This is a genomic window from Paramicrobacterium humi, assembly GCF_900105715.1.
GTDB lineage: Bacteria > Actinomycetota > Actinomycetes > Actinomycetales > Microbacteriaceae > Paramicrobacterium > Paramicrobacterium humi.
Genome location: NZ_FNRY01000002.1, coordinates 292145 through 304055, shown reverse-complemented (window position 1 = coordinate 304055; position 11911 = coordinate 292145). Strand labels below are relative to the sequence as shown.

Sequence of the window (11911 nt, the reverse complement as noted above, 5' to 3'; positions counted from 1 at the left end):
CATCCTATCGTCGCCGCCACGACTCAACTTCGTGTGAGTCCCTCGATGTCGCGCAGCACTCCGACGCGGCCATCGTCGTGCCGGATCACGAGCTCGCTGCCCCTGTCGTCGACAGCGAGGGCCCACGCACCGGGGCCGATCGAGAACACCGGCATCCCCGTCGCTTCGTCGAGCACGTCGCGGGGCTCCGGCGCCCAGACCCAGAACGGGCCGGTCGGCGGCGTGGTTCGGGCAGCATCCTCCCCGGAGTTCACGTGGGTGCTCGCGCTCACGGGGCGGTGCTGATCCGGCGCTCCGGCGTCGTCCTCGTCGATATCGTCCTCGGCCGAGGCGGTCTGGGGCCGCGCACGACTGTCGCTTCGACGTCGGGTGCCAGTTTCCGTCGTCTCCGGAGCCGTCCGCTCCGCATCGGGGCTCGCTGCCGCGCCTTCGGCTGAGCCGCTCGACGCACTGCTCGCCTGGGGGTCCGCGGCCGGCGGCGACGCGGGTTCGTGTTGCGAAGCCGGATGGCTGCTCGGCTGTGGTGCGTACAGCGGCGTCTGCGACGCCGGCTGCGGCGCGAATCCTGTCGGCGCGTGCCCAGCGGGCGCGTACGGCTGGCCGTACGGCATTTGCGGTCCACCCGGCTGCGGCCAGCCCTGCGCCGCGGGCGATGCGGGCCGCTCGCGCGCGGGCAGTGCGACAAGGGGACGCGCGTTCAACGGCGCCGCGACAGCCGTTCGCTGCTGGAATTCGGCGCTGAACGGCGGAAGGAGAGGAGCAACGGTGGTGACGGTGATGAGAGCGAGCGACAGCACGAGTCCGAGAACCGGTCCGACACCGGGTGCGACGGAAACCTGGACCCACCCGCCGAACGCGTCTCTGAGGGCCGCGCCGATGCCGACGACGACGATGATCACCCCCAGGTAGGAGGCGGCGGCGATGATCGCTATCACCGAGGCGAACTGATCGACCGATAGAGAGCCCACTCTCCAGCGCGTGCTCGGCATTGTGCGCTGGAGAAGAAGCAGCGCAGCGGCGACAACCGGCAGGATGACGCCGGGGATCCCGAGCAGCCACATCGGGGACCACAGGTTCGTGTATCCGATGCCGGTGCTCGCCACGAGCGGAAGGAAGGAGGCGATGAGGAGCACGAGAGTGAGCGCGAAGACGAGGACTTCACGCAGCGTGAAGGATCCGACCCTTGCGATCGGGCTCGGAGCCGGGCTGAACATCGCGGAGTGCGGCGGGTTCGGCCTCTGCGGGTCGCCGCCAACCGGCTGCTGCGGGCCGTTCCATCCGGCAGGAGGTTGCTGGTACGTCATCGCTCTCTTTCCGATTCGGCGGGCTGCGCCGCAATCCTATCCGAGGCAGTTCGGGCCGAGCAGTGATTTCAGCTCGCCGAACAGATCAGCGGTGACGGACACCGGGTAGGGAACCTCGAACACGCGAGCGACATCGCCTTTGAGCAGGCGAAGGCGCACTTCGTTCTCGCCTCGGTGCCGGGACAGGATCTCGCCGAGTTCCGTGACAGCGTCGGTCGTTGCGCGGTGCTCCGGCATGTTCAGGAGCAGCGCACCGGCCGATCCCGCTTGTTGGAGATCCGGCGAGAAGATGCTGTAGGCGTGGAGGTTCATGCCGTCGTCGCGCATGCTCACCCGCCCCCGCACGACGACGATCGAGTCGTTCGCGAGCGTGTGCTGGAACTCCTGGTAGGCCTTGCCCATGAACATGACCGTCATCTCAGCACCGAAGTCCTCGACGGTGATCATTCCGTATTGGTTCCCGGACGCCTTAGCCACCCGGTGCTGGACGCTCGTGACGAGGCCGGCGATCGTGACGGTGTCGCCGTCCTGCGTGTGCTCGGAGGTCGTGAGGTCACTGATCGTCGTGCTTGCAAGCTTGGCCAGTGCGATCTCGAGACCGGCGAGGGGGTGGTCGGACACGTAGAGGCCGAGCATGTCGCGTTCGAAGGCGAGCTTGTCCTTCTTCGACCATTCCGGACGTTCCGGGACATTCGCCGTCGTGCTCTCCCCTACCTCGGCAAAGAGGCTGTCGAAGTCGAAGCCGACTTGGCCCGTTGCTTCCATGCGCTTGTCGCGGACGGCCGACTCGACAGCGTCCTCGTGGATCTCGGTGAGGGCTCGACGGGTGCCGGGATACGCGTCGAACGCTCCCGCCTTGATGAGCGACTCGACCGTTCGCTTGTTGGCCACGTGCACCGGGACCTTGCGCAGGAAGTCGTGGAAGTTCTCGAACTTGCCCTTGTCGTTGCGCGCCGCGACGATTCCGTCGACGACGTTGGCGCCGACGTTGCGAACAGCCCCAAGTCCGAAACGGATGTCCTCACCGACGGCCGCGAAGAAGTTGATCGACTCGTTGACATCGGGCGGCAGCACCTTGATGCCCATGCGACGGCACTCGTTGAGATACAGCGCCAGCTTGTCCTTCGAGTCGCCGACACTCGTCAGCAGTGCGGCCATGTACTCGGCGGGGTAGTGCGCCTTGAGGTACGCCGTCCAGTACGACACCACGCCGTAAGCCGCGGAGTGCGCTTTGTTGAACGCGTAATCCGAGAACGGAAGGAGGATGTCCCACAGTGCCTTGATCGCGCCCTCCGAATACCCGCGATCGGTCATGCCTCCGCTGAATCCCGCGTACTGCTTGTCCAGTTCGGACTTCTTCTTCTTGCCCATCGCGCGGCGCAGAATGTCTGCTTGACCGAGGGAGAACCCGGCGACCTTCTGCGCGATCGCCATCACCTGCTCCTGGTAGATGATGAGACCGTATGTCGTGTCGAGGATGTCCTTGAGCGGCTCCTCGAGTTCCGGGTGGATGGGAGTGATCGCCTGCAGGCCGTTCTTGCGCAGGGCGTAGTTCGTGTGTGAGTCCGCCCCCATCGGCCCCGGCCGGTACAGTGCGATGACGGCGGAGACGTCCTCGAAGTTGTCGGGCTTCATGAGCCGCAGAAGACTGCGCATCGGCCCGCCATCGAGCTGGAACACCCCGAGCGTGTCCCCTCGGGCGAGGAGGTCATAGGACGCTGTGTCGTCGAGCCCCAAGTGCTCAAGGTCGAGCGTCTCGCCCCGGTTCGTCTCGATGTTCGCGAGGGCGTCCGAGATGATCGTCAGGTTGCGCAGTCCGAGGAAGTCCATCTTGATGAGACCAAGGGACTCGCACGCCGGATAGTCGAACTGCGTGACGATCTGGCCGTCCTGTTCGCGCTTCATGATCGGGATGATGTCGAGGAGCGGGTCGCTCGACATGATCACACCGGCGGCGTGAACACCCCACTGACGCTTCAGATTCTCGATGCCGAGCGCCGTGTCGAACACGGTCTTGGCTTCCGGATCCGTCTCGACGACGTTGCGGATGTCCACGGCCTCGCGATAGCGCGGGTGGTTCTTATCGAAAATCCCGGTGAGGGGGATGTCCTTACCCATCACGGGCGGCGGCATCGCCTTTGTGAGCTTCTCCCCCATGCCGAACGGGAAGCCGAGCACCCGCGACGAGTCCTTGAGAGCCTGCTTCGCCTTGATGGTTCCGTAGGTGACGATCTGGGAGACGCGCTCTGCGCCGTACTTCTCGGTGACGTACTTGATCACCTCGCCGCGACGACGGTCGTCGAAGTCGACGTCGAAGTCAGGCATCGAGACACGGTCGGGGTTGAGGAACCGCTCGAAGATGAGGCCGTGTTCGAGCGGGTCGAGGTCGGTGATGCGCATGGCGTAGGCCGCCATCGACCCCGCTCCGGATCCACGGCCGGGGCCGACTCGGATCCCGTGATCCTTCGACCAGTTGATGAAGTCGGCGACGACGAGGAAGTAGCCGGGAAAGCCCATCTGCGAGATGATGCCCATCTCGTAGTCGGCGCGCTCCTGCACCTCGGCGGGAACGCCCGACGGATACCGGTAGTCGAGTCCCTTCTCGACCTCCTTCACGAACCAGGTCTGCTCGGTCTCGCCGTCGGGGACGGGGAACCGGGGCATGTAATTCGCCGAAGTGTCGAATTCGACGTGGCAGCGCTCAGCGATTTCGAGAGTGTTGTCGCACGCGTCGGGGTGGTCACGGAAGACGTGACGCATCTGCTCCGCCGATTTCAGGTAGAACTCGTCGGCGTCGAATTTGAAGCGGTTCGGGTCGTCGAGCGTCGCGCCGGACTGGACGCACAGGAGAGCAGCGTGGCTCTTCGCGTCGTCGGCATGCGTATAGTGCAGATCGTTTGTGGCGACGAGCTTGAGCCCGAGGTCTTTCGCCAGGTCGAGGAGCTCGCTCGCCACGCGCTTCTCGATGCCGATGCCGTGGTCCATGAGCTCGCAGTAGAAGTTCTCGGGTCCGAAGATGTCCCGGTAGTCCGCGGCCGCCTGGCGTGCTTCCTTGTACTGCCCGAGGCGGAGCCGGGTCTGGATCTCACCGCTCGGGCAGCCCGTAGTCGCGATGATGCCGCGGGAGTACTGCGACAGGATCTCCCGGTCCATTCGAGGCTTGAAGTAGTAACCCTCGATCGATGCCTTCGACGAGAGCCGGAAGAGGTTGTGCATCCCCTCCGTCGTCTCGGCGAGCAGCGTCATGTGCGTGTAGGCGCCGGACCCGGACACGTCGTCGCCGCCGCCGTTGCCCCAGCGCACGCGCGTGCGGTCGCCGCGGTGGGTGCCCGGCGTGAGGTAGGCCTCTGTGCCGATGATCGGCTTGAGCCCGGCGGCCGTCGCCGTGCGCCAGAAGTCGAAGGCGCCGAACATGTTTCCGTGGTCCGTGACCGCGAGCGCCGGCATCCCCTGTTCGACGGCGGCGCTCACCACCTCGCCGACGCGGGCGGCCCCGTCGAGCATCGAGTACTCGCTGTGGACGTGCAGGTGGACGAACGAGTCAGTTGAGGGCACGAGAACTCCGTGAGTGGTAGACGCTGTGCCTCCAGCCTAATCGCGACCGAGGACATCCAGTGCGTGCTGCAGGTCCGGCGCGTAGGGGGCGGTGAAGCTCACCCACTCCCCCGTGGCCGGGTGCGCGAAGGCGAGCTGCACGGCCTGCAGCCACTGACGCGTGAGTCCGAGGCGTGCGGACAGTGTCGGGTCGGCGCCGTAGAGCGGGTCGCCCACGCACGGGTGGCGCATGGCGCTCATGTGCACGCGGATCTGGTGGGTGCGACCGGTCTCGAGATGGATCTCGAGCAGCGTCGCCGCCCGGAACGCCTCGATCGTCTCGTAGTGGGTGACGGACGGCTTGCCGCCCGCGGTCACCGCGAACTTCCAGTCGTGTTTCGGGTGCCGGCCGATCGGCGCGTCGATCGTTCCCGTGAAGGGATCGGGATGCCCCTGCACGACGGCGTGGTAGATCTTCTCGACCTCGCGGTCGTGGAACGCGCGCTTGAGGGCGGAGTACGCGCGTTCCGTCTTCGCAACGACCATGAGGCCGCTCGTGCCGACGTCGAGGCGGTGGACGATTCCCGCGCGTTCCGCGGCGCCGGACGTCGCGATCCTGAATCCCGCCCCCGCGAGCGCCCCGAGCACTGTCGGACCGGTCCACCCGACGGAGGGATGAGCGGCCACTCCCGACGGCTTGTTCACGACGACGATGTCATCGTCGTCGAAGACGATGTCGAGATCCGGCACATCGACGGGCTCGATGACCGCCTCCTGGCGAGGTTGCCACTCGACGTTCAGCCAGGATTCGGCCGTGAGCTTGTCCGACTTCGCGAGGATCCGGCCGTCGAGTGTGACCCCGCCCGCCTCGAGCACTTCGGCCGCGAACGTGCGCGAGAATCCGAGGAGCTTGGCGATCCCGGCATCCGCTCGAACGCCGTCGAGCCCATCGGGGACGGGAAGAGCGCGCGACTGCATCGGCTAGTCGCCTGCCCGGCGCTGCTCGTCGTGACCGATCTCGCCGGAGGGCGTCTGCTGCGGGTCGGCTTCCGTCTTCGCGTGGCGCACGCCGTCAAGCCCGATGCCGAGAATCGTGAGCAGCACGAACAGAACCATCGCGCTCACGATGCCGATGTCGGCGACGTTGTAGATCGCGGGCATCATCCACGGCGTGGAGATGAAGTCGACGACGTGACCGAGACCGAACGAGGGCTCGCGGAAGAGGCGATCCGAGAGGTTCCCCAGCACTCCGCCGAGCAGCAGGCCGAACACGAGGGCCCACCAGGGCGAGCGGATGCGTCGGGCGAGCACGATGATCACGACGACGACGATGGAGGCGAGGATGGAGAAGATCCACGTCGCTCCCGAGGCGAGCGAGAACGCGGCCCCCGAGTTGCGGACGAACACCAGTTGAAGCACGTTGCCGAGAACGGGAACCTGCTCCCCCTCGGTCATCGAGGTGACGACGAGGTGCTTCGTCCATTGGTCAAGCGCGAACCACAACGCAGCCACGGTCACGAGGACGGCAAACGCCCGGACCGTGGCTGCGCGTGAAGATGACTCCGGCAAGACCTAGTGGTTGGCAGACTCGGTCAGCTGCGAAGAGCTGGAGGCCGGACCCGACTTGTCGAGTTCGTTGAGCTGACCCTCGATGTAGCTGCGGAGGTTCTGGCGGTACTCGCTCTCGAACTGGCGAAGCTCGTCGATCTTCTTCTCGAGGCCGCTCTTAGCGGTCTCGAGCTTCGCGAGCTCCTCGCGCTGCTTCGCCTCGGCCTCGGCAACGACGCGCGCAGCGGTCGCGTGGCCCTCGGCGATGAGCTGGTCACGCTTCTCCGCACCCTCGCGGACGTGCTCGTCGTGCAGACGACGGGCGAGGATGAGGAGGCTGTTCGAGCTCTCCGACTCGTCGGCCGGCTCGGCCTTGGTCTCCTGCTTCGGCTCCTCGACGACCGGCTTCTGCTCCGGCTCGGCCGGGGCGGCAGCGGCGGGCGCGGCAGCGGCGGGCTGCTCGGCGACGAACTTCTGCTCGCCGGTGCCCGACTCCGCCTTCGAGAGACGGTCCTTGAGGTCCTCGTTCTCCTGGATCAGGCGGCGCAGTTCGACGACGACCTCGTCAAGGAAGTCGTCGACCTCGTCCTGGTCGTACCCCTCGCGAAACTTGGTCTGCTGAAACTGCTTATTGACTACGTCTTCCGGAGTGAGCGCCATGGCGTACCACCTTCATGTGTTCAGTGTTCGTGTGTAGCGTGCCCACGTTAGCAAACACGACCTCGAGATGCCGGGACGCAAGACGGGTGACGCCTGTCCCAGAATACAGCCGAGACCGCCCTAACGCGGAATGCCGATCGGAAAGTCTTTGACGTTCATGCGGATCGGAGGATTCCGACGAGGAACATCGCGATGATCACGCAGAGCATCGTGATGCTCCAGCCGAAGTCGAGGGCGACGGAGCCGAAGCGAAGCGGAGGGAAGACCCGGCGGAAGAACTTCACGGGCGGATCCGTCACGGAGTAGACGAATTCAGCAGCGACGAGACCGGCACCCCGGGGTCGCCACGCGCGATTGAACGTGCGCATGAGGTCGAGAATGAAGCGGCCCCACATCACGAAAAAGTACAGGAGCAACACCAGGTAGAGGATGTTGCCGATTACTGGAAAGACGTCGCTCACCCACTAATTATTGCTGAGCGAAGAACGTCTGTTCGCTCTCGCTCTTCTGCGCTTGCTCGCCCGAGACCGCGATGTGGGACGGCGAGAGGAGGAACACCTTCGACGTCACGCGCTCGATCTTGCCATAGAGGCCCTGCGAGAGGCCGCTCGCGAAGTCGATGAGGCGGCGTGCGTCGCCGTCGCTCATCTGCGAGAGGTTGATGATCACCGGCACGCCCTCGCGGAAGCTCTCGGCGATCATCTGCGCGTCGCGGTACTGCTTGGGGTGAACCGTGAGGATCTCGTTCAGTTCGGCCGGAGCGGCCTGCTTGACAGCAGTCGGGCGACGGAGCGGCGTCACCGGCGCGCGGTTCTGCGGCACGGCGGCGGGAGCCTGCTGTTGGGACGACGAGGCGGTAGAGGACTGCGCCTGCTGAGGCTGGGCCTCGTCTTCGTACCCCAGCTCTTCATCAGCGAGTCCGAGGTACACCATGGTCTTCTTGAGGGGGTTCGACATCGCTTCCTCCGATAGTGGTTCTTCCCTCTCGAGGCTAACGGCGACGAGGAATGAAAGCCGTGATTGAGCGCCTGAATTCGCCGCGTGTCGCAGCAGAAAAACGACCGCCCACCGGATGCCGGAGCATCGGTGGGCGGTCGTTCGGAGTCGGAAGGAGCTGCTACTTCAGGAAGTCGGGAATGTCGAGTTCGTCCTCGTCGGCAAAGGCCGGGTCGACGGCCGATGGAGCCGGAATGTGCTCGGGCGCGCGCGGAGTCTCCCACGGCTTCCGCGCCGGAGCGGCATCCGGAGTCTCGACGACGTCGTCGTTTGCACGCGACGCCGAGCTGTCAGCCTCGCTCGTTGATGCCATGACGCCTCCGGTCGTCATGATCGCATCCTTGAGCGGCTCGATCTGGCGGCTCGGCGGCTCTCCCCCGTCGAACCCGGCGGCGATGACCGTGACGCGCACCTCGTCGCCGAGCGTGTCGTCGATGACCGCGCCGAAGATGATGTTCGCCTCGGGGTGCACGGCCTCCTGCACGAGACGTGCGGCGTCGTTGATCTCGAAGATGCCGAGGTTCGAGCCACCCTGAATGGACAGGAGCACGCCGTGAGCGCCCTCGATGCTCGCCTCGAGCAGCGGAGAGGCGACGGCGAGCTCGGCCGCCTTGATAGAGCGATCGGCGCCACGCGAGGAGCCGATGCCCATGAGCGCGGAGCCCGCTCCCTGCATGACCGACTTGACGTCGGCGAAGTCGAGGTTGATGAGCCCCGGCGTCGTGATGAGATCGGTGATGCCCTGCACACCGGCCAGAAGAACCTGGTCGGCCGTGGCGAAGGCCTCGAGCATGCTGATGCCGCGGTCGCTGATCTCGAGCAGGCGGTCGTTCGGCACGACGATGAGGGTGTCGACTTCTTCCTTGAGGGTCGCGACGCCGAGCTCGGCCTGCTGCTGCCGGCGCCGGCCCTCGAACCCGAAGGGCTTGGTGACGACACCGATGGTGAGGGCGCCAATCGACTTCGCGATGCGCGCCACGACGGGAGCGCCTCCCGTACCGGTTCCGCCTCCCTCACCTGCCGTGACGAAGACCATGTCTGCTCCGGCGAGGGCCTCCTCGATCTCCTCTGCGTGGTCTTCGGCGGCGCGTCGTCCGACCTCGGGGTCGGCGCCTGCGCCGAGACCGCGGGTGATCTCGCGTCCCACGTCGAGCTTGACGTCGGCGTCGCTCATGAGCAGCGCCTGCGCGTCGGTGTTGATGGCGATGAATTCAACGCCTCGCAGCCCAAGCTCGATCATGCGGTTGACGGCGTTAACGCCGCCACCGCCAATGCCGACCACCTTGATCACTGCGAGGTAGTTCTGGTTAGTTGTCACGTCCGGCCTCCGATGAGAACTTTCAACCTCAAGTTAAGGGTTAAAGTTATGCTCAGTATGCATTTCCTGACCTTGACGTTATGCGGGCGCGCTCCTCATCGCCGGGTGACACGCGGGAATCTCGGATGTCGGCGAGCGAATTTGTCAGCGGGGCTGAACGACGACGTTCTTCGAGCTCGAGACGTCGTAGAGCTTGACCGCGTCAGGCGGATAGGCGGCCATGAGCTCGGTCAGCGCTTTGGCTTTCGCGGCTGACTCCTCGGCGCTCCCCCAGCGAACCGTTGCGCCGGTTTCGGCAAGCACGAGCGTCACATCGTCTCGGGTGGAAGCGGTGACCTTGTCGACGGTCGAGCGCACGGAATCGGGCAGCGCCCGCAGCACCGCGACGGCCGCTTCGAAGCCTTTGCTCGAGGTCGTTCCGTCGGTGTCGATGACCGGGTACCCGCTGATCCGATCCGCATCCGTGCGCAGGACGACCCCTGCGGCATCGACGAGCGCGAATCCGCCATCCACTTCCCGAAGGCCGAGCGGCTCCCGTTCCACGAGCCGCACGACGAGGGTCGACGGCGGCACCGCCTCGACGCTGTAGCTCTGGATGAGCGGATACTTGACGAGTGCGGCCTTGATCTCGCGCTGATCGATCATGGGGAACGGGCGTCCGAGCTGCGACTGCAGATCGTTCACGATTCCGTCGCTGTTGACGAGCTGCGCTCCCTCGACCGTTATCGTGCGCACCGACATGAGCGGTGAGTAGGCGGCGCCGATCGATCCGACGGCGACGACGAGGACGGCGCCGACGACGATGAGGGCGTTGCGCCGACGACGACGCGACCGGGCCGTGAAACGTTTGACCTCGGACCGCTCGATTCTGCGGCGTTCGCGGATCGCGCGCTTGAGCGACCACGGCTGACTCTCCGGGGCGGCCCCTTCATCCCGCGCGTCTGCCGCCTCATCGGCGTCCTCCATTGCGTGAGGCTCTGCCTCTGCGAGTCGATCGCTGCGAGGGCCGGACCCCCGACCGAACCGACCGAGGAAGGTAACCGGCGTTTCGGCCGCTGGCTCCGGCCGACGGTCCGATTCGAGATCTGGCTTCGGCGGCGGCGTGAAACCCCCGGGACGCTTCACCGTCGCCTACCGGTGCTCTCGTTCGAGAGCCGCAAGCAGCTGAGGCACGAGCAAGTAGACGTCGCCGCAGCCGAGAGTGATGACGTAGTCGCCGTCCCGCGCGATGCGGGCCGTGAGGTCCGCCGCGTCCTGCCAGTCGGGAACGTAGTCGACGTTCGCGGAATCCGCGAAGCGGTCGGATACGAGAGCTCCCGTCACGCCGGGGATCGGGTCTTCACGCGCGCCGCAGACGTCGAGGACGACCGTGTGGTCGGCGTATTGCTCGAGCGTCTCCGCAAATTCGCCGGCGAACATCTTCGTCCGGCTGTAGAGATGCGGCTGGTGCACCGCGATGATGCGCCCGGAGCCGATGACGCTCCGAGCGGCCGAGAGAGCCGCTGCGACCTCGGTGGGGTGGTGGGCGTAGTCGTCGTAGACGCTCACGCCGCCGACGATGCCGTGCAGTTCGAAGCGCCTCTTCGTCCCCCCGAAGCGAGCGAGGCTCTCGAGCGCCGCCGCAGGCTCGAATCCGAGTCCCGTGAGCACGGCGAACGCGCCGGCCGCGTTGATGGCGTTGTGCCGGCCCGGGACGCTCAGCTGAGCGGAGTACTCGGCGCCACGGAAATGCAGGGTGAATGCGACAGGCCCCGTCGGCGCGATGTCGCTGATGCGCACGTCGGCACCCTCCGCTTCGCCGAACGTGACGACGTTGTGGTGCTCCAGTCGGGACGTGACGTCAACCGCCCCCGGGTCATCGGAGGAGATGACGACCAGTTCTCTGGCGCGATCGGCGAACGTGACGAAAGCGTCGAAGAAGGCCGCCCGCGAGCCGTAGTGGTCCAGGTGGTCCGGATCGACGTTGGTGATGAGAGTCACTGCGGTGTTGTACAGCAGGAATGATCCGTCGGACTCGTCGGCCTCGACCACGAAGATGTCGTCGCCGCCGGGAGCGGAGCTCACGCCGAGGGATTCGATGACGCCGCCGTTGACGAAGCTCGGGTCGGCGCCGAGGCCGAGCAGCCCCGTGACGATCATTCCGGTCGAGGTCGTCTTGCCGTGAGCGCCGGCGACGGCGACGAGTCGTTGATCGCCGATCAGCCAGGCGAGCGCCTTCGACCGGTGCAGCACCGGCACACCGCGTTCTTTCGCCGCGAGGTACTCGGGGTTGTCGGGCCAGAGCGCGCTCGTGACGACGACGGTGTCGGCGTCTCCGAGGTTGGCCGCGTCGTGGCCGATGTGCACGGTCGCGCCGAGGTCGCGGAGCTGCTGCACGTTTGCGGATTCGGAGCGGTCCGATCCGGTCACCGAGTGCCCGGCGGCGAGAAAGAGCCGCGCGATGCCGCTCATCCCGGAGCCGCCGATGCCGATGAAGTGAATGGTGCCGATCTTCTCGGGAAGCGGAACGGTGAGGTCAGGCTTGATCACGTCTGTCTTTCAGGGAATGGCT

Annotated in this window: 10 protein-coding genes; all 10 read right to left on the bottom strand. The window is 66.0% G+C overall.

What is annotated here, in order from left to right; all coding sequences use genetic code 11:
* Positions 1-23: 23 nt before the first annotated feature.
* Positions 24-1304 carry a hypothetical protein gene (locus BLV49_RS16620; RefSeq protein WP_091188016.1) on the bottom strand — a complete coding sequence of 427 codons (1281 nt, stop codon included), beginning with the start codon at positions 1302-1304 and terminating at the stop codon, positions 24-26.
* 36 nt (positions 1305-1340) lie between these two features.
* Positions 1341-4808: a DNA polymerase III subunit alpha gene (gene dnaE / locus BLV49_RS16615; protein WP_245723723.1), complete on the bottom strand. Its 3468-nt coding sequence runs from the start codon at positions 4806-4808 to the stop codon at positions 1341-1343.
* Between the two features lie 87 nt (positions 4809-4895).
* On the bottom strand, positions 4896-5816 hold the full coding sequence (locus BLV49_RS16610) for an RluA family pseudouridine synthase (protein ID WP_091186479.1): 921 nt from the start codon (positions 5814-5816) through the stop codon (positions 4896-4898).
* A gap of 3 nt (positions 5817-5819) precedes the next feature.
* Positions 5820-6350 carry a signal peptidase II gene (gene lspA, locus BLV49_RS16605; protein ID WP_245723678.1) on the bottom strand — a complete coding sequence of 177 codons (531 nt, stop codon included), beginning with the start codon at positions 6348-6350 and terminating at the stop codon, positions 5820-5822.
* 60 nt (positions 6351-6410) lie between these two features.
* Entirely contained in the window at positions 6411-7046 is a 636-nt protein-coding gene (locus BLV49_RS16600; RefSeq protein ID WP_091188014.1) for a DivIVA domain-containing protein, read from the bottom strand.
* A 155-nt stretch (positions 7047-7201) separates the two neighbouring features.
* Entirely contained in the window at positions 7202-7507 is a 306-nt protein-coding gene (locus BLV49_RS16595; protein WP_281245342.1) for a YggT family protein, read from the bottom strand.
* 7 nt (positions 7508-7514) lie between these two features.
* Complete coding sequence (locus tag BLV49_RS16590) at positions 7515-8003, bottom strand: cell division protein SepF (RefSeq protein ID WP_091186485.1); 489 nt, start codon at positions 8001-8003, stop codon at positions 7515-7517.
* Positions 8004-8163: 160 nt separating this feature from the next.
* The gene (ftsZ, locus tag BLV49_RS16585; RefSeq protein WP_091188012.1) at positions 8164-9360 is read right to left on the bottom strand and encodes a cell division protein FtsZ; all 1197 of its coding nucleotides are present in this window, start codon (positions 9358-9360) and stop codon (positions 8164-8166) included.
* 144 nt (positions 9361-9504) lie between these two features.
* Positions 9505-10326, bottom strand: coding sequence for a cell division protein FtsQ/DivIB (locus BLV49_RS16580; RefSeq protein ID WP_091188009.1), 822 nt, complete (start codon positions 10324-10326; stop codon positions 9505-9507).
* A 165-nt stretch (positions 10327-10491) separates the two neighbouring features.
* Positions 10492-11889 (bottom strand): UDP-N-acetylmuramate--L-alanine ligase, encoded by a 1398-nt coding sequence (gene murC, locus BLV49_RS16575; protein WP_091188007.1) that lies wholly within the window; start codon positions 11887-11889, stop codon positions 10492-10494.
* Positions 11890-11911 lie beyond the last annotated feature (22 nt).

Excerpts from the sequence above, each read along its gene's own strand:
- BLV49_RS16620 (WP_091188016.1), bottom strand. The coding sequence starts at position 1,304 with ATGACGTACCAGCAACCTCCTGCCGGATGGAACGGCCCGCAGCAGCCG.
- dnaE (WP_245723723.1), bottom strand. The coding sequence starts at position 4,808 with ATGCTCGACGGGGCCGCCCGCGTCGGCGAGGTGGTGAGCGCCGCCGTC.
- BLV49_RS16610 (WP_091186479.1), bottom strand. The coding sequence starts at position 5,816 with ATGCAGTCGCGCGCTCTTCCCGTCCCCGATGGGCTCGACGGCGTTCGA.
- BLV49_RS16600 (WP_091188014.1), bottom strand. The coding sequence starts at position 7,046 with ATGGCGCTCACTCCGGAAGACGTAGTCAATAAGCAGTTTCAGCAGACC.
- BLV49_RS16590 (WP_091186485.1), bottom strand. The coding sequence starts at position 8,003 with ATGTCGAACCCCCTCAAGAAGACCATGGTGTACCTCGGACTCGCTGAT.
- BLV49_RS16580 (WP_091188009.1), bottom strand. The coding sequence starts at position 10,326 with ATGGAGGACGCCGATGAGGCGGCAGACGCGCGGGATGAAGGGGCCGCC.